The 19789-nt window shown below is 74.2% G+C and carries 17 protein-coding genes, 1 tRNA gene and 1 pseudogene; 9 read left to right on the top strand and 10 right to left on the bottom strand.

Annotated features, from left to right (window positions below; translation table 11 throughout):
* Positions 1-144: 144 nt before the first annotated feature.
* Positions 145-801, top strand: coding sequence for a class I SAM-dependent methyltransferase (locus tag ACVJO7_RS25635; RefSeq protein WP_491674996.1), 657 nt, complete (start codon positions 145-147; stop codon positions 799-801).
* A gap of 250 nt (positions 802-1051) precedes the next feature.
* Here the strand turns inward: ACVJO7_RS25635 and ACVJO7_RS25630 are convergent, their stop codons facing one another.
* Positions 1052-1825, bottom strand: a complete 774-nt coding sequence (locus ACVJO7_RS25630) for a DUF732 domain-containing protein (protein WP_491674995.1) — start codon at positions 1823-1825, stop codon at positions 1052-1054.
* Between the two features lie 351 nt (positions 1826-2176).
* On the opposite strand from ACVJO7_RS25630, the gene ACVJO7_RS25625 reads away from it, so the two are divergent.
* Entirely contained in the window at positions 2177-2803 is a 627-nt protein-coding gene (locus ACVJO7_RS25625; protein WP_491674994.1) for a winged helix-turn-helix domain-containing protein, read from the top strand.
* Complete coding sequence (locus ACVJO7_RS25620) at positions 2800-2997, top strand: hypothetical protein (protein ID WP_491674993.1); 198 nt, start codon at positions 2800-2802, stop codon at positions 2995-2997. Before ACVJO7_RS25625 ends, ACVJO7_RS25620 begins: the two co-directional genes overlap by 4 nt.
* Positions 2998-3252: 255 nt before the next feature.
* Here the strand turns inward: ACVJO7_RS25620 and ACVJO7_RS25615 are convergent.
* The 6 genes from ACVJO7_RS25615 to ACVJO7_RS25590 all read right to left on the bottom strand — a co-directional run bounded on the left by ACVJO7_RS25615 (position 3253) and on the right by ACVJO7_RS25590 (position 10445).
* Positions 3253-3326 (bottom strand) — tRNA-Thr (locus ACVJO7_RS25615).
* A gap of 52 nt (positions 3327-3378) precedes the next feature.
* On the bottom strand, positions 3379-3915 hold the full coding sequence (locus ACVJO7_RS25610; RefSeq protein WP_491674992.1) for a 2'-5' RNA ligase family protein: 537 nt from the start codon (positions 3913-3915) through the stop codon (positions 3379-3381).
* Positions 3908-5059 (bottom strand): DNA polymerase III subunit delta', encoded by a 1152-nt coding sequence (locus ACVJO7_RS25605; protein ID WP_491674991.1) that lies wholly within the window; start codon positions 5057-5059, stop codon positions 3908-3910. Before ACVJO7_RS25605 ends, ACVJO7_RS25610 begins: the two co-directional genes overlap by 8 nt.
* On the bottom strand, positions 5056-6996 hold the full coding sequence (locus tag ACVJO7_RS25600) for a bifunctional MFS transporter/dTMP kinase (protein WP_491674990.1): 1941 nt from the start codon (positions 6994-6996) through the stop codon (positions 5056-5058). The genes ACVJO7_RS25605 and ACVJO7_RS25600 overlap by 4 nt, the downstream gene beginning before the upstream one ends.
* Positions 6997-7161: 165 nt before the next feature.
* The gene (locus ACVJO7_RS25595) at positions 7162-7908 is read right to left on the bottom strand and encodes a hypothetical protein (RefSeq protein WP_491674989.1); all 747 of its coding nucleotides are present in this window, start codon (positions 7906-7908) and stop codon (positions 7162-7164) included.
* Between the two features lie 95 nt (positions 7909-8003).
* Entirely contained in the window at positions 8004-10445 is a 2442-nt protein-coding gene (locus ACVJO7_RS25590) for a penicillin-binding protein (protein WP_491674988.1), read from the bottom strand.
* Positions 10446-10609: 164 nt separating this feature from the next.
* Between ACVJO7_RS25590 and ACVJO7_RS25585 the strand changes: the two genes are divergently transcribed.
* Positions 10610-10984 carry a WhiB family transcriptional regulator gene (locus tag ACVJO7_RS25585; protein WP_344021688.1) on the top strand — a complete coding sequence of 125 codons (375 nt, stop codon included), beginning with the start codon at positions 10610-10612 and terminating at the stop codon, positions 10982-10984.
* Between the two features lie 23 nt (positions 10985-11007).
* A complete protein-coding gene (locus tag ACVJO7_RS25580) occupies positions 11008-11703 on the top strand; it encodes a class I SAM-dependent methyltransferase (RefSeq protein WP_344021689.1) in 696 nt (231 codons plus the stop codon).
* A 311-nt stretch (positions 11704-12014) separates the two neighbouring features.
* Here ACVJO7_RS25580 and ACVJO7_RS25575 read toward each other — a convergent pair.
* The 3 genes and pseudogenes from ACVJO7_RS25575 to bagA form a co-directional block, all read right to left on the bottom strand.
* Positions 12015-12401, bottom strand: a pseudogene (locus ACVJO7_RS25575) (DUF5635 domain-containing protein); the annotation flags it as partial.
* Positions 12402-12903: 502 nt separating this feature from the next.
* Complete coding sequence (bagB, locus tag ACVJO7_RS25570; RefSeq protein WP_491674987.1) at positions 12904-14049, bottom strand: ATPase BagB; 1146 nt, start codon at positions 14047-14049, stop codon at positions 12904-12906.
* Positions 14046-15026, bottom strand: a complete 981-nt coding sequence (bagA, locus tag ACVJO7_RS25565; protein ID WP_344021781.1) for an ATPase BagA — start codon at positions 15024-15026, stop codon at positions 14046-14048. The genes bagB and bagA overlap by 4 nt, the downstream gene beginning before the upstream one ends.
* A 236-nt stretch (positions 15027-15262) precedes the next feature.
* On the opposite strand from bagA, the gene sp36 reads away from it, so the two are divergent.
* The 4 genes from sp36 to ACVJO7_RS25545 are packed head-to-tail and all read left to right on the top strand — an operon-like array spanning position 15263 to position 19786.
* A complete protein-coding gene (sp36, locus tag ACVJO7_RS25560) occupies positions 15263-15433 on the top strand; it encodes a Sp36 family protein (RefSeq protein ID WP_085914543.1) in 171 nt (56 codons plus the stop codon).
* A complete protein-coding gene (locus ACVJO7_RS25555; protein ID WP_491674986.1) occupies positions 15430-15885 on the top strand; it encodes a RidA family protein in 456 nt (151 codons plus the stop codon). The genes sp36 and ACVJO7_RS25555 overlap by 4 nt, the downstream gene beginning before the upstream one ends.
* A 22-nt stretch (positions 15886-15907) precedes the next feature.
* A complete protein-coding gene (locus ACVJO7_RS25550) occupies positions 15908-16480 on the top strand; it encodes a hypothetical protein (RefSeq protein ID WP_491674985.1) in 573 nt (190 codons plus the stop codon).
* Positions 16481-16492: 12 nt separating this feature from the next.
* Positions 16493-19786 carry a hypothetical protein gene (locus tag ACVJO7_RS25545; protein ID WP_491674984.1) on the top strand — a complete coding sequence of 1098 codons (3294 nt, stop codon included), beginning with the start codon at positions 16493-16495 and terminating at the stop codon, positions 19784-19786.
* Positions 19787-19789: the final 3 nt, after the last annotated feature.

The following is a 19789-nucleotide window of genomic DNA, read 5'->3' as shown; positions in this document are numbered from 1 at the left end:
TCGGCACCGCACGGTCCGGTGAGCACCGGATCCGCCGGACGGAGCGATCCGCCGGTAACCGCCGTTGATCATCACGCGAGCCGTGCGCACGCTCGTGGGCCGGCCGGTGCGGAAGTGTCGGTGCCCGTGCCTATCGTCCGCCACATGGGCGAGCCGGAGGCATTCGATCGGACACGTCGGGACTACGACGCCGTCGCCGAGATCTACGACGAGATGGTGCGACGGGGTGACCTCGTCACCGATGCCTTCTGCACAGCGATGGTCGACACCTTCGCTCGTCTCGTCCGCGCGGGCGGGTCGGAGAACGACGTGCTCGATGCCGGTTGTGGACCCGGCCAGTGGACCGACCACCTGGATCGGGCGGGCGTCCGGGCCCACGGGATCGATCTGTCGCCGGCCATGGTCACGATCGCCCGTCGGCGTCGCCCCGACCTGCGCTTCGAGGTCGGCTCCATGCTCGAGCTGGACGCACCGGACCAGTCGATCGCCGGCATCCTGGCCGGCTTCTCACTGATCCACACGCCGCCGGACCTCCTGCCCCGGATCCTGGCCGAGTTCGCCCGAGCGATCGAGCCGGGCGGGCCGCTCCTCGTTGGCGTGCAGGTCACCGACACCGCGGGCGCCGACGGCTGGATCCCGTACGACCACAAGGCTTCGCCCGCCTACCTGTGGAACATGGACGTGCTCAGCGATCTGGTGCGCGTCCGTGGCTTCCGCGAGCTCGGGCGCATGCGCATCGCTCCGCCCGCCCCGGGCAAGCCCCCGGCCGGCTACCTGTTGACGCGCCAGGAAGCTCGCTAGTCCTGGGCTGGTCCGTCTGATCGTGCGGCTGGGCTGGTGCATCGGCTGTGCCCTGTCCAGATCGCCGGTTGCTCGGGATCCCTGCCGCGACCGTGCATGCGGTCCTGGCGCGTTGCCGGATGAACCGGCTCTCCCGGATCGACCGGGTCGCCGACGAGCAGCTGCGCCGCTACGAGCACCTCCAACAGCTAGTCCTGCTTGGTCCAGGTGCAGCCACCGTTGAACTTGATGAACTCGCCGACCTTGACCGTCATCGAGGTCGGGCGTCGCTGAGGTCGTTGGCGATGATCGACGACGAGTCGCCGGTGTCGTCACTGAGCCGCGCCTGGTAACAGCGGCGTGCACCGGGCTCGGGCCCGGTGGTCTTGTAGCGGCCCTCCTCGACGTCCACTCCGACTTCGTACGTGCCATCCGATGCCGATGTCGCCGGGCCGCTCGTCGCGGAGGTGGAGGGGTCGCCGGCATTGACCGGGGCCGCCGAGGAGACGAGCGGGAACTCGTACTGCGGGCACAGGTTGCGGTGCGCGGCGTCGATCATCACTGCGGCGACCTCGGGACCGAACTTCGTGGTGCCGAACTCGGCGACGAAGTCCTCCCGGCCGTATGCCTGGAAAGCCATCACGTCACATGCTCCCCAGCCCACGTCGATCATGGATTGTTCGCTGATCGTGCTCGTCAGGCCGGGGGTGTCGAGCACGTCCGCGACGAACGCCTCCTCTGCAGTAGGTGCGCTCGCGGTAGGACTCGTAGATGCAGCAGAGTTCGCCGTGTCGGTGGAACGGTCGGTGGCCAGTGCCACGGACACTCCGGCGGCCAGCGCGACTGTTCCTATCAGGATTGCCCAGGGCCAACGTCGACGCCGACCGGCGGGCTGCTGCGCCTGGTTCTCCCTTGTCCCTACCCGCTGCAGTGGGATCTCGCTCGGGGTCGCGGCCCGGTGGCGGGGCGGCTGCCATTGCTGATACCGAATCCACGCATCGTGCTGCTGCTCTGGTGTCATCGACTCCCAGGTCTGCTTGTCCATCGTCCCCGACCTCCACTGCACGGACGAACCCTGATTGGTCCGTTCGGCGGTCGCTTCGAGGACGATCTCGGGAACGTTTCCGCAGTTCATCAACTCCGATGACCTGCTCCCCCGGTCAGCGGGGGAGAACACGGTTCCTCGACCCTGCCGCCGGACCTCGAATGTCATGACTCGGAGCCATGTCGCCGGCGGCGGCGGTGAGCGGTGCGAGGACGGTGACGTGGAGGCCACGGACCGTCGTCGGTCCGGCCCGGGGGTGTCTCCGTTCGAGCATCGCCTAGGCCCGCGATCCGGTGCGGGCGAATCAAGACATCTTGCTCAGCATCTCTTAATCAAGATACCTTGATTCGCATGCCGCGAGAGCCGTACACGTTGACCGATCCCGCCCGGCTGCGTGCCCTGTCGCATCCCTTGCGGGTGGAGCTGCTGGAGGTGATCGGGTTGGAGCGGTCGGCGACCGCCACCCGCTGCGCAGAGCTCACCGGGCAGAGTGTGGCCAGTTGCGCGTATCACCTGGGGATCCTCGCGAAGTACGGGTTCGTCGAACCGGCCGATGGCGGACGCGGGCGGGAGAAGCCGTGGCAGCTGGTGAAGTACGGACAGACCTGGGGCATCGAGGACGACATGGAGCCGGAGACGGCCATGGCCTCCGAAACCTTGTCCGAGATCTACATCGACCGTGCGGCGGAGAAGATGAAGCACTGGCACCGGCGGTCGAGCCAGGAGGCCGCCCCGTGGCGGCACGCGGCCGGGTTCTGGGCCGGAACCACCTGGCTCACGGCCGAGGAGATGGCCGACCTCACCGAGCAGTTCGGCACATTCCTCCGCCGATACGAGGAGCGGGTGCACGACCCCGGAACCCGACCGGCAGGCGCACGCCCGGCAGAGGTCTTCCTCAGCACCTGGCTGCCGCGCCCTCCGGACTACTCGGCACCCGGGCAGGCAACGACCGAGGACACACACGAGGGCTCGTCGTGAACGAGCACGTGTGGATCGAACTCTCACGCATGCGGATGCGGGATCTTCGAACGGACGCCGCGGACGAGCGGACGGCTCGACGCATCCGTCGCAGCCGGCGAATGACCCATGTGGTGCGTCGCGGGTATGCGCGCGCCTGGTGGGCGCTGCGTCCCCGCGCCGCGGCATGGACGCCCGGCCTCTTCGAGTCGTGAGCATCAGCGCTGGGTCAAGTCCGCTGTCCTGCGCAACCGACCGGGGATCACCGGCCCGGTCGCGGCGTTCCACCCGTCCCGCCCAGGCCTTCGGCGCTGGTCCTCGATCTCAGAGCGGTCGGCGGAGCCTCATGGCGGCCGCGGCACGACGGCCGCACCGATACGGCACGCGCGTCGTCGTCGCGTTGTCACACTGCCGGCTTCGTCTAGTGTATGAAAGATCCCCCGGTAGTCGAGCTACCAGGGGATTCTCGGAGCCGCCTGCGGGAATCGAACCCGCGACCTACGCATTACGAGTGCGTTGCTCTGGCCGTCTGAGCTAAGGCGGCGTGCTGCGGGTCAAGTGTAGCGACCGCCCACGAGCCTCCCGCGCAGCCCCCGTCACCCGGCGCCCCCGGCGTCCGGTACCGGTCCGCCGGCGAACGGGAACCGCGGACCGGCCTCCCACGGCCCGCCGTCGTAGCGCCACAGCGCCAGCCCGGTCACCGTCGCGTCCCATGGCGTGAAGCCCGCGGTGAGCGACGCGTGCAGTACCCGGGCCCGCTCCGGGGTCACCTTGTTCTGCACGGTCACGTGCAGGTCGGACTTGCCGGCGTCCTGCCCGGTCAGGTGCTCGTGCCAGCGAACGGCGAGGGACCGGCGCAGGGCGAGCAGCTCCGGCGAGTCCAGTGTGTACGCGACGCCGCGGCCGAGCGAGCGGATCCCGGACACCCGCGCGGTCATCGGTGCCCGCTCGGTGGCGACAGTGACGTCGGCGACCACATCGGACAGCGTCGGTGCGGGCAGCGCGTGGAACAGGGTGAGGTGCGCCCCGACCAGCAGGCGCTCGGGCGGGAAGTGCCGGGTGCGGAGCCCGTCGAGGTGGAGCCGGGTGGGCTCGTCGAGCAGGGCGGTGAGGATCAGCGGCCGGTCATCCACGGTGCAGCGCGGTCATCATCGCCTCGACCGCGATCCGCGGCTTGACGTTCTGTTCGAGCGCCTCCCGGCAGGCCAGCACCGCCTCCAGCCTGCGCAGCGACGACTCCGCCCCCCACTCGGCCGCGGCGAGCCGCACCTCGCGGCCCCGGTCCGGGTTGGTCAGTGCGACCTGCGCGCCGCACGCCACGACGATCGTGTCCCGGTAGAAACCGGCCAGGTCGACCAGCGCCCGGTCCAGGGCGTCGCGCTGGGTGCGGGTGGCGCGGCTCTTCTGCCGTTTCTCCAGGTCGCGCTCGGCCGCCTTCGCCGACCGGGCGGCCGCGGCGGCGCCCTTGCCGGTCCCGCCGGCACCCATGGCGACGGCCAGCTCCTCGCGCTCCGCGTCGTCCCGGGAGGAGCGCAGCTCCTCGGCCTCGCCCTCGGCGGAGCGGATCAGTACCTCGGTGTGGAAGAACGCGTCGCCGAGCCGGCGCAGCTTCGTCGGCACACCGAGGATCTCCTCCCGCCGGGCGCGGGCCTGGGCGTCGCGGGCCAGCCGGCGGGCCCGGCCGACGTGCCCCCCGCACACCGACGCGGCCCACTGCGCCTGCTCGGGATCGATCCCGTCGCGGTCGCGCAGCACTCCGGCGACGGCCTCCGGGGACGGGCTGCGCAGGTGCACCAGCCGGCAGCGGGAGCGGATGGTGACCGGGACGTCGTCCGGATGGTCGGACGGTGCGCACAGCAGGAACACCGTCTCCGGCGCCGGTTCCTCGACCGCCTTGAGCAGCGCGTTCGACGCGCCCTCGGTGAGCCGGTCGGCGTCGGCGATGATCACGATCTGCCAGCGCCCGGTGGCCGGCCTGCGGGCCGCGAGCTGCACCAGCGAGCGCATCTCGGCGACCGAGATCGACAGACCCTCGGGGACGATCTCGCGCACGTCGGAGTGCGTGCCGGCCAGCACGGTCCGGCAGGCCGCGCACTCGCCGCAGCCCTGGTAAGGGCACTGCAGCGCGGCCGCGAACGCCCGCGCCGCGTTCGAGCGGCCGGATCCGGGGGGCCCGGTGAACAGCCAGGCATGGGTCATCGCGGAGGGATCGGACGCGGCACCGCCCAGCTCGGCGACGGCGGCGGGCTGGCCGACGACGTCGGCCCAGACGCTCACGACGCCCCCTCCGGCAAAACGACGACGCCGGGTGCGGCCGGCAACAGCGGCAGCACACCGTCGCCGACCCGGGCGGCGACCTCGTCGGGGTCGCCGTCGGCGTCGACGACCACGTGCCGGCCCGGCTCGGGGGCCAGCGCCCGGGCCAGCAGCCGCTGCACCCGGGCGTGCTCGATCCCGGCCACCCCGGGCTCCGCGCGGGACTGCGGCGCCCGGTCGAGCAGCACCGTCAGGTCGGGACGCAGGCCGCCGGTCGCCCACCGGGCGAGGCTCTCCAGCTCGCCGTCGTCCGGCCCGGTGCCGGTCTGCTCGGCGGCGACCCCGAACCGGGCGAGCGGGCCGGCCACGAACCGGTCCACGACGACGACGGCGCCGGCGGCGAGCGACGGCCGCACCACGCGTTCCACCAGGTCGGCCCGGACCGCGGCGGCGGCGAGTGCCCGCGCGCGCAGTCCCTCGAGATCGGCCGGACCGCCGGCGCGCTCCTGGTGACCGGGTTCGACGACGTCGTACCCCAGCCGGCGCAGCGTGCCGGCGAGCCGGCCGGCCTGGTCGACGGTGTCCTGCGGCGTCGCGCCCTCGACCGCGATCAGGACACCGGCGCCGGTCCGCCGCTCGCCGGAGCGCAGCGCCGAGACCAGGTCCCTGACCAGCGGCTCGAACCCGCGGTCGTCCATCTGTCGGTAGGCGATGGTGCCGACCACGGCGGCGACGAGGCCGCCGCCCGCCAGCACGAACCGGGTGCCGTCGACCAGGAACTCGGTCCCGCCGATCGTGATCGGCCGGGTCGCGACGATGCCGACGACGATCGGCACCAGCGACATCGAGCCGAGCAGCACCAGCCGCACCAGCGACTGGACGAAGGCGTTGATCCGGCCGCGGATCCCGTCCGCGACCTGGGTGCCGATGATCGTGAGGCCGGTGAGGAACGCGATCCCGGCGAAGGCGCCGACGAACATCACCGCGGCGATCGCCATGAACAGGTGCACGGCCACCGCGACGACGACGAGCGACAGCCCGGCCGCGACGATCGCGGTGCCGAACAGCCGGTTGTGCGGCAGCCGCTGGGCCAGCCGCGGGCCGATCCCCATCCCGATCGCCAGTCCGGCGAAGACGGACCCGAACAGCACCGAGTAGGCGGCGTCGCCGCCGCCGAGGCTGGACGCGTAGAGCTTCGCGGTGGCGATCACCGCGCCTCCCGCGGTGAAGGCGCCGACGATGCCGATGACCAGGCCGCGCACCAGCGGGGTGTCGATCACGAACCGGAAGCCGTCGCGGAGCAGGAACAGCATCGACGGCGGCGCCAGCCTCCGGTCCGCGGCGCCGGGCCGCCCGGACACCTCCGGGATCCGGAAGAACACGACCAGCGCGGAGATCAGGAAGGCGAACGAGTTGACGAACAGCGCGATGTGAACGGCCGTCGCCGGGTCGGCGTCGATCAGCGGGGCGAGCTTGCTGACCAGCGCGAACAGCCCGGCGCCCGCGAGCACCGCGACGCCGTAGGTGACGACCAGGCCGAGCTGGGCGGCGGCCTCCATCTGGTCCGGTCGGCGCAGCAGGTTGGGGACCGCCGCGTCCTTCGCCGGGATCCAGAACATGGTGCACAGCTCGATCAGCAGGGTGACCACGAGCAGCCACCACAGCGACCCGACGAACGGGATCGAGATCAGCAGCCCGAACTTCAGCAGGTCGCAGGTGACCATCACCTTGCGCCGGTCGAACCGGTCGGCCAGCACCCCGGCCAGCGGCCCGAACAGCAGCGACGGGATCAGCTTCGTCGCGACGACACCGCCCAGCGCGAAGCTCTGCGCGGTGTAGCCGGCGCCCGCGGTGAGGTGGGTGGCCAGCGAGGTGAGCGCCAGCAGCGACATCCACTCGCCGGTCGAGGTGAGCGCGGTGACCGACCACAGCCTGCGAAACGCGGGGATGGCCAGCACCGACGACACCCGGTGCGCGGTGGAGGCGGGCTGCGGCGACGCGGACGTGACGATCGCGGCTCACCTCCTCACGGATCGCGACCGTGCGGACGGCGGCTGTCGGGGACCGTCCGGATCACCAGGATAGTCGGGGGGTCCGACGGTCCGCGGACGGCGCCGGGCCCCTCAGAAGATGGCCGACAGCGTCTGGATGATGATCACCAGGTAGATCGCCACGAAGACCAGCGTGAAGGCGCGCGCGCCGTTGCGACCCCGGGTCAGCCGGGAGAAGCCGATCAGGCCCGGCTCCAGGTCCACCGGGGGTCGCGCCGATACCGCGGGCGGCCGGTAGATCAGCCCGTTCGGCTCGGCGGCGGCGCGCGGGCGACGGGGTGCGGGCAGCTCGCGGGCCGGGCCCGCGGGGGCGCGGCGGGGTGCGGGCAGGTCGGGGGGTCCGGGGTCCGGGGTGCGCGGCCCGGGGACCGTCCCGGTGCGGGACGTGCGCGGGGGGCCCGGCAGACGGGTTCCGGTCCGGGTCGCCGGCGGGCTGGGCCCGGTGCCGGGCACCGGAGCAGGATCGGCCGCGGGGGTGGCGTCAGCCGGCTCGGCACCGTCGACCGGGTCGGCGGCGTCGACCGGGTCGGCGGCGTCGACCGGGTCGGCACCATCGGCCGGCTCTGCAGCGTCGGCGGGACCGGGCATGTCCACATCCCCGGCCGGGTCGCCAGCCGGCAGATCGGCGGGACCGGGCGTGTCGGCCGGGTCCGGGTCGTCCACCCGGCCGCTGCCGGGCCCGGGACCGGCCGCCGCACCCCCGGCCCGCTCCGCGGCGAGCCGCGCCGCCTCACGCTCGGCGACCAGCCGCGCCACGCCCCAGCGTCCGTCGTCGACGGGGGCCGGCGCGGTGCGCCTGCTCCTCCACCGCACGGCCATGCCCGCATGCTAGGCCGTGACCAGGTCCGATGCCTCGTCGCGAAGCGGTATGCCGCCGACGCCCGCCCGACCGGGTGACGGGCGGGACCCGGTGGTCAGCCGCCCTCGGGCGGTTCGCCGCCGTTCTCACCGGGCGGGGGACCGCCGTCGCCCTGGTCGCCCTGCGGCGGTCCGCCCTCCCCGGGCGGCGGGCCGTCGCCCTCCGGCGGGGGCGTCCCCTCCGGCGGCCCCGGCGGTGGCGGCGGGGCCGGCACCGTGCCGCTGCTGACCTGCAGGGTCACCTGCTCGCCCGGCAGCGCCGCACCGCGCGGCTCCTGCCCGACGACGGTGCCCTCCGGGGCCCGGTTGTCCACCGTCCGGGTCGTCACCTGCCAGCCCGCGCCCTCCAGCTCGGCACGGGCGGCACCCACCGAGCGACCGACGACGTCCGGGATACGGGACTCGGCGCCGCCGTCGAGGTAGCGCGGATCGGCCGGCGGGAGCGGGGTCGGCGGGGTGCCCTCCAGCAGCGGCGACACCGCGCCGTACCAGGTGCGGGCCGGGGTCTTCCCGCCGAAGATGTTCCCGTTGCTGCAGGCGAACGGGCCGCTTCCGCCGTCGCACAGCGGGCGCGGGGAGTTCGAGTTGTCGAACGTGATGACCGCGCCGGACATCTCCGGCACCGCCCCGAGGAACGCCGCCGACTTGTTCTGCTGGGTCGTCCCCGTCTTGCCTGCCATCGGCCGCGTCCAGCCCGCCGCCCGCGCCGCCGCCGCCGACGTGCCGGAGATGTCGTCCTTGCTCATCCCGTGCACCATCGTGTTGGCCAGGCCCGGCTCGACGGCCTGCTGGCAGGGCTCCTCGGTGATCGGGACGTCCTCGCCGTTCGCGTCGGTGATCGAGTCGATCGGCGACGGCGGGCACCACATGCCCTCGGAGAACAGCGTCGCACCGACGTTCGCGAGCTCCAGCACGCTGGTCGGCGTGACCCCGAGGGTGAACGACGCCAGCTTCTGCTCCTTGATCACCTCGGCGATCGACCGGTCGGTCCGGCGACCGGAGCCCGGATCGACGAACGGCGTCGTCGCCAGGGACTTCATGCCCAGCCGGACCGCCATGTCGACGACGTCCGGGACGCCGGTGAACTCCTCCAGCTTGATGAAGGCGGTGTTCGGCGACTGGGCGAGCGCGTCGGTCAGGCTCATCCGCGGCGGGAGGCCCTCGCTGGCGTTGCGGACCGGGATCGGGCGGCCGCCGCCGTCGGTGTAGATCGGGGACGCGTAGCCGGACGGCGGGACCTGCATCGAGTAGTTGATGCCCAGGCCCTTCTCCAGCGCGGTCGCCGCGGTGAAGACCTTGTACGTCGAGCCGGCACCCAGGTTCACCGGCTGGTACGGCAGGCCGTAGCTGGTCTCCTCGGCGTCCGCGTTCAGCCCGAACGTGCGGCTCGAGCCCATCGCCAGCACCCGGTGTTTGTCCTTGCCCGGCTGCACCAGCGACATCACGTTCGCGACGTTCGGCGTGTCCGGCGCGACCTCGCGGTCCAGCGCGGCCTTGACCTCCTGCATCGCCCGCCGGTCCAGCGTCGTGCGGACCGTGTAGCCGCCGCGCAGGATCTGCTCCTCGGTGAAGCCCGCCTCGGTCAGGTACTGCACGACGTACTTGCAGAAGAAGCCGGTGTCACCCGCGCCGATGCAGCCGTTCGGCACCCGGACCAGCGGGTTCGCGATGCCGATCGGGGCCGCCATGGCCTGCTCCGCCTGCGCGTCGTCGATCATCCCCTGGCCGCGCATCTGGTCGATGACCACGTTGCGCCGCTGGGTGGCGGTCTCCGGGTGCCGGGCGGGGTCGTAGCGCGTCGTCGACTGGACCATCCCGGCGAGCAGCGCGGCCTGCGGGACCGTCAGCCGGTCCGGCGTGGTGTTGAAGTACGTCCGGGCCGCGGCCGCCACGCCGTAGGAGCCGTTGCCGTAGAACACCATGTTCAGGTAGCGGTTCAGGATCTCGTCCTTGCTGAGCTGGCGTTCCAGCTGCAGCGCGACCCGCGCCTCCTTGAGCTTGCGGGCGGCGGTCTGCTCGGTCGCCTTCAACCGCTCGGCCTCGGTCCGGGCCTCGACGTAGAGCATGTAGTTCTTGACGTACTGCTGGGTCAGCGTCGACGCACCCTGCACGACGTTGCCGGAGGTGGAGTTCGCGACGACGGCACGCAGCGTGCCCTGCCAGTCCACGCCGTCGTGCTCGTAGAACCGGCGGTCCTCGATAGCGAGCGTCGCGGCCTTCATCGCGGGCGAGATCTGCTCGTTGGTGACCTCGGTCCGGTTCTGGTCGAACAGGTAGGCGATCGGGCGCCCGTCGGAGTCGGTCAGCGTCGTCGTCCGCGGGACGGGATTGTTCACCAGGTCCACCGAGCTGGACGTGACGCTGTCGCCGGCATCGTTCGACAGCACCCCGAGCCCACCGGCCAGCGGGAACGCCATCCCCGCCGTCACCACGCCGAGCAGGACGCACAGGCCCGCGAGCACGCCGATCGGGCGGAGCAGGCGCCGGGGGAACCTCACGGCGCAAGAGTACGGGCCGGAAGGTCAGAAGCCCGTCAGGTCCGGGTCCCCCGGGTTGCGTAGTTTTGCGCGCTGCCCGGACCCGCCCGCGCTCCCGAGAATCGACGGTGCCGCAACGCGGGCCCGCTGGGAGGCCCGCCCGGACCACCGAGGGGCCCGCCGCCATGACCGAGCACAACGTCACCCCGATCGACTCGCGCCGCACCGGGCGCGCCCGGCTGCGCCCGGCCGGGCTGCGGCCGTCGGGCACGGTCTGGAACTGGCGGGCCGCCGCCCGGTGCCGCACCGCCGACGCCGACGACCTGTTCGTCACCGGCGCCCGCCAGCGGGAGGCCCGCGAGTTCTGCTTCGCCTGCCCGGTCCGCACCGAGTGCCTGGCGCACGCGCTCGACCAGCAGGTCGAGTTCGGCGTCTGGGGCGGGATGACCGAGCGGGAGCGGCGCGCGCTGCTGCGCCGCCGTCCGGACGTCGACGACTGGGCCGACCTGCTCGGGCAGGCCCGCAGCGACCACTACGCCGGTCGGCCGCGCGGCGCGTAGCGCCGCTCGTTACGTTCGGCCCCGTGCAGACCACCGACTGGACGGGGTTCCTGTCCGGCCTCTACCGGACCCACGCCGACGACCTGGCCGCCGTGATCGCACAGCAGCGGGCGTTCCTGGCGGACTCACCGACGGTGGTCCCGCAGCTCGACGACGTCGAGGCCGAGCTCACCTACCTGCTGCTCCGCCACCACCGGCCGTCGCACGTGGTGGAGATCGGGACCTTCCACGGCTGGTCCACCACCTGGATCCTGTCCGCGCTGCGCGACAACGACCACGGCCGGCTGCACTCGTTCGACCTGGTCGACCACGTGCGGCGGAACGTGCCCGCCGGGCTCGCCGGGCAGCGCTGGACGTTCCACCACGGCGACCTGCGGGACACCGTCGACGAGGTCCCGGCGGACACCGGCTACCTGTTCGTCGACGCCGACCACGGACGCCGGTTCGCCCGCTGGTACCTGGCGAACCTGTTCCCACGGATCCGGTCCGGCACCCCGACGAGCGTGCACGACGTGTTCCACCTGCCGTGGGCCCGGCCGTTCACCGAGGGCGCCGAGGTGCTCCGGCTGCTGAGGGCCCGCTCGGTCCCGTGGTTCACCGCGGCCCGCCCGGCCGCCCGGGAGAACCTGCGGGCGCTGGACGCGGTGCGGGCCGAGCTCGGGATCACCGGGGCCCGGGGGGCCACGCGCAACCCGATGATCTTCTTCGCGATGCCCTGATCATCCCGGCGCGACGACGAAGTGGGCGTTCCGGCCCGGTCGTCCCCACGCACGAGCATGCCGTCGACCACCAGCCGCTCCAACTGCGAGCGGGCACCGTTGGCCGTCAGCCCCGTCAGACGCGCGTAGTCCCCCGAGGTCAGGCGGTCGTGCGAGGCGAACCACGCTCGCCCGACGGGGCGCGGATCGTCCGGCTTCCGGTAGCCGAGGATCCCCCGGGCCCTGAGATCGTCGGCACGACCGGCCCGCTCGACGACGGCGATGGCCTCCTTCGAGAGGATCCATCCTTCCTTGAACCGCACGACCAGCGGCTCGCCCACGATCCGGCACTCGGCCGCCGTCTCCAACGCCTCTGCCGCCTCGGCGGGAGTTCGCTGGAGAGTGGGCGCCAGGCCCGCCGCCGTCGCGATCGGCCTACGGAGCAGGTGGTCGATGATCAGAGCGATACGGACGTCCTGTCGCCTGATCGGTGGGTCGATGTGCGTGGTCAGCGCCATGACCGGGACCACGGGCTCCCCGCCGACCAGGCGGAGCCGGATCCGGGGTCCGGCCTCCTCCACGATGAGTGGTGGCCGGTGGCCGAGAACCACCATCTCGCGGTACATCCGATCGACGCCGAGACCCTGTTTCTCCACGAGGTCGAGAGCACGGAACAGGTCCGCAAGGGCCGGATGCCGTGCGTGCCGCGCGGTCAGCACGGTGTCGGAGGTGACGCCGCCGGTGAATCCGCCGGGGCTGAGCACCTGAAGTGCCGAGTCGGCCTGGACCCACGTGCTCGAAACCGGCTCGGGGGAGTGCCAGTCACGGTGGGCCAGCCCGTTGACCACCGCTTCACGCACCGCGTCCGGAGGCAGCCGCCGGACACCAGGGCGGGCGAAACCGGATCTCAGCGTGATCTCCGTGTTCACGGCCTCGAGACGGTCCTCCGCCCAGGCGAGCTGCTCGAGAACACTCCACCCACTGAGGTCGGACGGACTGAGCAGGACGTCGCGGCCCTCGACCTCGATGACGGACACCGAGAGGTGGGTGCGGTCCGCGGCGCAGAACAACAGTGCGCCGGCCTGCGTCAGACGGTCGTCGGGCCGAAGTGCACCCAGGCGCCGCAGCACGATGCGCTCTCCACGTCCGCTGTGTGCTCTTAGCGACCTTCTGAACTACAACACCCGCGGTGCAGTCCGTTGTGAAGTGCCGTCTCGCGGCTCAGCTCCCGGTAGCGACGGCCCCCGGCTCGGCGTCCCCGGCCAGCAGCGCCCCGACCTTCCGCAGCCCGTCCAGGTCGGCGATGTCCCCGGCCAGCGCCGGCACCCGCGCCACCGCCACCGACGGATGCGCCGCGGAGAACCGGGTGAGCAGGTGCTGCTCGCGCTCGTGCAGGTCCACCCGGTCGGCGTGCAGGCGCAGCACGGCCGCCGCGATCTGCGATCCGGGCCCGCCGACCTGCTCGGCCGCCGCCCGGGCCCGGGCCGCCGAGACCGGGGCCAGCACCGGATGCGTCCGGTTCAGCACCAGCCCGGCCAGCGGCATGTCCTCCGAGGTCAGCCGGTCGGTGAAGTACGCGGCCTCGCGCAGCGCGTCCGGTTCCGGCGCGGCGACGACGAGGAACGCGGTCCCCGGCGAGCGCAGCAGCGCGTAGGTCTTCTCGGCCCGCTCGGCGAACCCGCCGAACAGGGTGTCGAAGGCCTGCACGAAGGACGACGCGTCCTGCAGCATCTGGCCGCCGATGATCGTCCCGACGGCCTTCGCGAACAGCCCGAACCCGGCCTCCACGATCCGGCGCAGCCCCCGCCCGCCGGCCCGGGCCGGCGCCGCCAGGAGCTTGATCATCCGGCCGTCGAGGAACCGGGACATCCGCTGCGGGGCGTCCAGGAAGTCCAGCGCCGACCGGGACGGCGGGGTGTCGACGACGACCAGGTCCCAGGTCCCGGCGGCGACGAGCTGGCCCAGCTTCTCCATCGCCATGTACTCCTGCGTCCCGGAGAACGACGAGGAGATGACCTGGTAGAACGGGTTCTCGATGATCTTCTCGGCGCGCTCGGGCGGCGCGTGGCCCTGCACCATCTCGTCGAAGGTGCGGCGCATGTCCAGCATCATCGCCGCCAGGTCGCCGCGGGCCCTGGCGACCGGCGCCGGGTCGTTGGACAGCTCGGACAGGCCGAGTGCCTGGGCCAGCCGGCGCGCCGGGTCGATCGTCAGCACGACGACCTGACGGCCCCGTTCGGCGGCCCGCAGCGCGAGCGCCGCCGAGGTGGTCGTCTTGCCGACCCCGCCGGAGCCGCAGCAGACGACCACCCTGGTCCCCGGGTCGTCGATCAGCGCGTCGACGTCCAGGACGTCCGCCTCGTTCATCGCCGGGCCTCCAGGTGCACACCCTGCGCGGTCATCGACTCCGCCAGCTCGTAGAGCGCCCCCAGGTCGACGCCGCCGAGCACGGCGGGCAGCGTCAGGCGGGGCAGCGGCGGATCGGGTTCGGTGTCCAGCCGGCGCAGCGCGGCGGTCTCCCCGGCGACGGCGACGGCGTGCTCCACTGTCTCGGCGACCAGGCCGTCGATCTCGTCCGGCGCCAGCTCGATCCCGGCGCTCTGCAGGCCGCCCGCGATCCGGCCGGCGTCGACCCGGCCGCCGGCGGCCGCGGTCAGCGACCGGTCCGGCAGCCACTGCTCACGCATCCGGTTGACGACGACGGTGCCGACCGGGATCTCGGCCCGGTCCAGCTCGGCGACGGCGTCGAGGGTCTCGCTGACCGGCAGGTCGGAGAGCAGCGTGACCAGGTGCACCGCGGTCAGCGGCGAGTGGATCAGCTGGTTGACGCCCTCGGCCTGGCCGTGGATCGGGCCGACCTTCGCCAGGTCGGCCATCGCCTTGGTGACGTCGAGGAAGGTGACCAGCCGGCCGGTGGGCGGGGCGTCGAGCACGACGGCGTCGTAGGCGGGCCTGCCGTCGGCCTCGGTGCGGGTGACGCACTCCTTGGCCTTGCCGGTGAGCAGCACGTCGCGCAGGCCGGGGGCCAGGGTGGTGGCGAACTCGATCGCGCCCATCCGGCGCAGCGTCCGGCCGGCCATGCCGAGCCGGTAGAACATCTCGAAGTACTCCAGCAGCGCGGCCTCGGTGTCGACGGCGAGCGCGCGGACCTCGCCGCCGCCGGGCGCGACCGCGATCCGCCGCTCCTCGTAGGGCAGCGGCGCGGTGTCGAACACCTGCGCGATGCCCTGCCGATTCTCCACCTCGACGAGCAGCACCCGCCTGCCGCCGGTGGCCAGCGCCAGCGCGAGCGCCGCGGCCACCGTGGTCTTCCCGGTGCCGCCCTTGCCGGACACGACGTGCAGCCGCGCCCGCGCGAGACCGGCGGGCCAGGCCCCGGGTGGTCCGGTGCCGGTCGCGCTGTCTCCGCTGTCGTCCCCTCGGCCGGGGTGGACGGTCGTCGTCACACGTTCACCGTACGGAGACCGCCCGCGGGCGGCGCGTCGACGAGGCGGGGCCCACACGGACGCCCGTCGCAGTCAGACCGCCATCCGCCGCGGGAGTGCGGCCCGCCCCCCGACGCCCGGGTTAGAGTCCGGCCATGAGCTCCCCGGCTGTGAAATGGGAATACCTGACCGCCCCGCTGCTGATCCACAACACCAAGGCGATCCTGGACAACTTCGGGCAGGACGGTTGGGAGCTGGTCACCGTCACCGCCGGTGCGAACGCCGAGCAGCTCGTCGCGTTCTTCAAGCGCCCGGTCCAGCAGTGAGCGCACTCGCCCGCCTGCAGGAGCTGGGCCTGTCCCTGCCCCAGGTCGCGACGCCGGCCGGCGCCTACATCCCGGCCCGGCGCACCGGGAACCTGGTGTTCACGGCCGGACAGGTCCCGTTCGTCGACGGCAAGGTCGCCGCGACCGGCAAGGTCGGCGCCGGTGTGACCGCCGAGGACGCGTACGGCCTGGCCCGGATCTGCACGCTGAACGCGCTGGCCGCGATCGACGGCCTGGTCGGCCTGGACGCCGTCACCGGCGTGGTCAAGGTCGTCGGGTTCGTGGCGTCCGATCCGTCCTTCACCGGGCAGCCCGGTGTGATCAACGGCGCGTCGGACCTGCTGGGCGAGGTGTTCGGCGAGGCCGGGGCACACGCCCGCTCGGCGGTCGGGGTGGCCGTCCTCCCGCTGGACGTGCCGGTCGAGGTCGAGCTGACCGTCGAGGTCGGCTGAGCGGAACCGGCGGGACGAGCACATGGGCACAGCGGAGCGCACGACGACGGCCGGGCACGAGCTGCTGCTGCAGCTGGCCGGCCGGGTTCCGGACGAGCTGCTGTGGCGGATGCGGAACTGGCTCGCCGGCGGCGACTCGAACGCGCTGAGCGCGACCCTGCCGCGGACCCTGCTGCGGCACCGGATCGGGATCACCGACGACGAACGGGCGCTGCTCGCCGAGGTCGTCGTCCCGGGTTCGCCGTCACGGCGCCTGGTCGACGCGGTCCTGCCCGGCTCGGCCGGGCCCCCTCCGGCGTTCGGGCCGGGGGCGGCGGATCTCGCCGTGTGGTCGGCCATGTCGGTCGTGTCCTCGGCGGACGGCGGCGAGCTGCTCATCGCCGCCCGGGACGACGGCGCGCGGCTCCTGCTGGTCCGCGGCGCGGAGCGGCCGGTCGAGCTGACCGCCACCCTGCAGCGCCTGCTGCGGGTGCACGGCGAGCACGTGCCACGGGTGGAGGTGTGGGTCGACGACGATCCACCGACCGCCTACCACCGGGCGGCGTGCGCCGCCGCCGTCTCGCTGTGGAGCAGGTCGCCGGTGCCCACCGGCTGACAAGGAGGCCCCATGTCCGACCCCACGTACCGGCTGTTGCTGGAGCTGGCCGGCCGGGTGGACGACGACCTGCTCGCCACCGGGCGGGAGCTCGTCGCCGTCGGTGAGGAGGGCCACGCGCTGGAACTGCTGGTGGCCGAGCTGGTCGCCGGTCGTGTCGTGCTGCCGCCGTCGGTGCGGCTCGACCTGATCGCGGAGGCCGCGGCCCGCCGGGTCCAGCCGGACGCCGACCGCTGCCTGCCCCGCGGGGATCCGGCCTCCGTCGCCGAGCTGCCGCACCGCTTCACCGGGACCGGCGCCGGGGCCGTCACGGACGCCGAGGCCGTCGCCGTCGCGCTCGCCGGCGTCCCCGCCCCGGACGGTGGCTGGCGGCTGGCCTGGCGGACCACCCCGGCCGGTTCCGCACCGGGCCCGCTGCCGCACCCGCTGCTGCTGGCCCGCACCGGGGGCGGCGGCTCCGCCGAGGTGCTGACCTACCAGGCGCAGACCGCCCTGCGCCGGGCCGGGCTGGCCGTGTCGGTCGAGGTGCTCGGCGACGACGACGAGGACACCGCCTACCACCGTGCCGCCCGGGCCGCCGGCGTGCCGCTGCCGGTCGGTGCCGGGCCGGTTCCTGCGCACGACGACCGGGAGCACGATCCGCTCGGCATCGGCGGGTCCGGCGGGCCTCCCCGCGACGAGCGGCCGGGCGGCGACGGGTGGGAACCGCGCTCGCGGTTCGCCGCGGCCGCTCCCGGCACACCGGACGACGGCGGCCCGGACGCCCGCGCCGGGAGCGACCGGCCCGATCCCGGGTCCGCCGAGGACCGGCCGGTGCCCCGTCCCGGGCGCTACGGGTCCACGGGCGGGTCGTCCGCGCGTTCCGCAGCGGGTGAGCCGTTCGCGCCCTCCGGGTCCGCCGGGCCGGGCGCGTCCACCGGGCCGGCCGCTCCGGCCGAGCCGTCCGCTCCGGCCGGTGGTGCCGGCGTCTCCGGGAGTGCCGATTCGTCCGGGGCCACCGAGGCATTCGGGGCTCCCGGGGTCGCCGAGGCCTTCGGGGCTCCCGGGGCTGCCGAGGCATTCGGGGGCCCCGGAGCAGGCGATCCGACCGGAGCGGCCGGAGCAGGCGATCCGACCGGGACCGCCGAGGAGTTCGGGGCCGCCGGGGCCTCCGGGGCCTCCGGTCGCACCGGTTCGTCCGGGTCCGCCGGGTCCACCGGGTTCACCGGACCGTTCGAGCCCTCCCGATCCGAGTGGCGCGCGGTGTCCGGACGGTCCGGACGCTTCGCGTCCCGCACGCCCGCCGAGCGGTTCGCGCCACCGGCCCCGGCGGAGAGCCAGGACCCGGCGCAGCCGTCCGAGCGGTCGATCCCGTCCGAGCCGGCGGACCGGCCGGAGACACCCGGCCGTTCGGGCCCGGCGAACCGGCCCGACACGGCGAACCGGCCCGACACAGCAGACCGAGCGAACACACTGGACCGGCCCGACACGGCGGACCGGCCGGGCGTCCCGGACCTCCCCGGCGCGGCGAACCCGTCCGACCGATCCGAACTCCCGGGCCCACCGCACAGCACGACGCGATCGGACCTGTCCGGTTCACCGGACCGGCCGGACACGGCGGACCGGCCGGGCGTCCCGGGTGTCCCCGGCAGGGCGAACCCGTCGGACCGATCCGATCTCCCGGGCCGGCCGCAGAGCACGACCCGGTCGGACCTGTTCGGTTCGCCGGACCGGCCGGACGCCTCGACCCGGCCGGGCCTCTCCGACCCGGCGGACCGCCAGGTCCGGCCGGAGCTCTCGACCCTGCCCGGCCACACGGGCCGGCCGGACCTCACGGCCCTGCCGGATCTCCCGGAGCTACCCGCCCGATCGGAGCTCCCCGGCCCGCCGGAGCTGGCGACCCGATCGGACCTCCGCGGCCCGCCGGAACTGCCCGCCCGGTCGGACATCCCCGGCCCGCCGGAGCGGACCGAACCGCCCGCGCCGTCGCCGACGCCCCCCGCACGATCCGGGCCGTCCGCGACGTCCGAGCAGCTCGCATCCGGCGGCCGGTCCCCGGCACCGGCGCCGTCCGCACCGACCGGCGGGGCGGTCCCCCCGGCCGCGCCGGCCGATCCAGTGGCCGACGAGCACACGCCGGGTGACCTGCCCTCGAGCACCGGTGCGGGCCCGGCACCCGGCGCCGGGACCTTCGACGCGGGGCTGCCCGGCCCGGACGTTCCGGTGACCGACCTGGACACACTGGCCGCCGCCGCCCATCCCGCGCCGCGACCCTCACCCCCGATCCGCGCGCTGCGCGGGTCCGCCGCCGGGGACTGGTTCGAGTCCACCGATCCGGACGGACGACCGCGCGTCACCGGCGCCGGCCGCACCGATCGCAGCGGCGGCAGGCCCGGCGAGGGCACCGAGTCGCCGTTCGGCGCGGACACCGCGGGCGCCCCCGGCGGGGAGTTCGGGGCCGCAGCCGATGCCGGGCACACGGCACCCCCCGGCACGGAGCCCGGCGCCACCTCCGGCGCGGCGAACCCGGCCGCACCCGGCGCTGATCCCCACTCCACCGAACCTGCCACCCCGGAGGCCGGCCTGTCCGCCGTCGGCGGCACCGGCGGGCCGGACGACGCCCCCGCGCGCTCCGACGCCTGGATCGCGACCGGCAGCGTGATCGACCACCGGGAGCCGACCTTCTCCGAGCTCGGAACCATCCCGGACCACGCCGGCAACGGGCACGCGGCCCGCGGCCCCTCGCCCTATCCCGCGGGCCGGGCCCCGGACGCCCCGGCCGGCGGACCCGACCGGGCCGACGCCGACCCGTTGCGGGCCGTCCCGACCGGGACGCCGCCGGGCCCGCCAGCGGAGGAGGACGCCTGGCTGCGCGACTGGGCCTCCGGGGCCTGGACCGGCGACACCGGCACGGTCTCCGCGCCCCCGGACGGTGCCGGGACCCCGGACGGGCCAGGAACCGACGACCCGACCCCGGCGCCCGGCATCCCCGTCGTGCGTGCGCCCACGCCGCCCTCGCCCGGCCCGTCGGGTGGCCGGGCCCGCCGCCCCCGGCACATGCTCGTCGCCGACGACCCGGGCGGCCCGGGCAGTACCGGCAGTACCGGCGGTACCGGCGGTACGGAAGCGGCGGCGGCGCCCGCCGACCGCAACGGGATCCCGCGACCGTCGCCGCAGCCCCGGCCGCAGCCGGCGGGCAGCCTCGCCGACCGGCTCAGCCCGACCGAGCAGGATCTGCTGCAGCGCCTGCACGAGGAGCTCGCGGCCCGGGAGACCGGCGGCGAACCGACCCCGCGGAACGGGACCGCCCGCACCGACCCGGCCTGATCC

This window comes from Pseudonocardia sp. DxW (assembly GCF_058448985.1).
The sequence above is the reverse complement of the archived record's forward strand: the minus strand, read 5'-3'. Positions and strand labels throughout refer to the sequence as shown.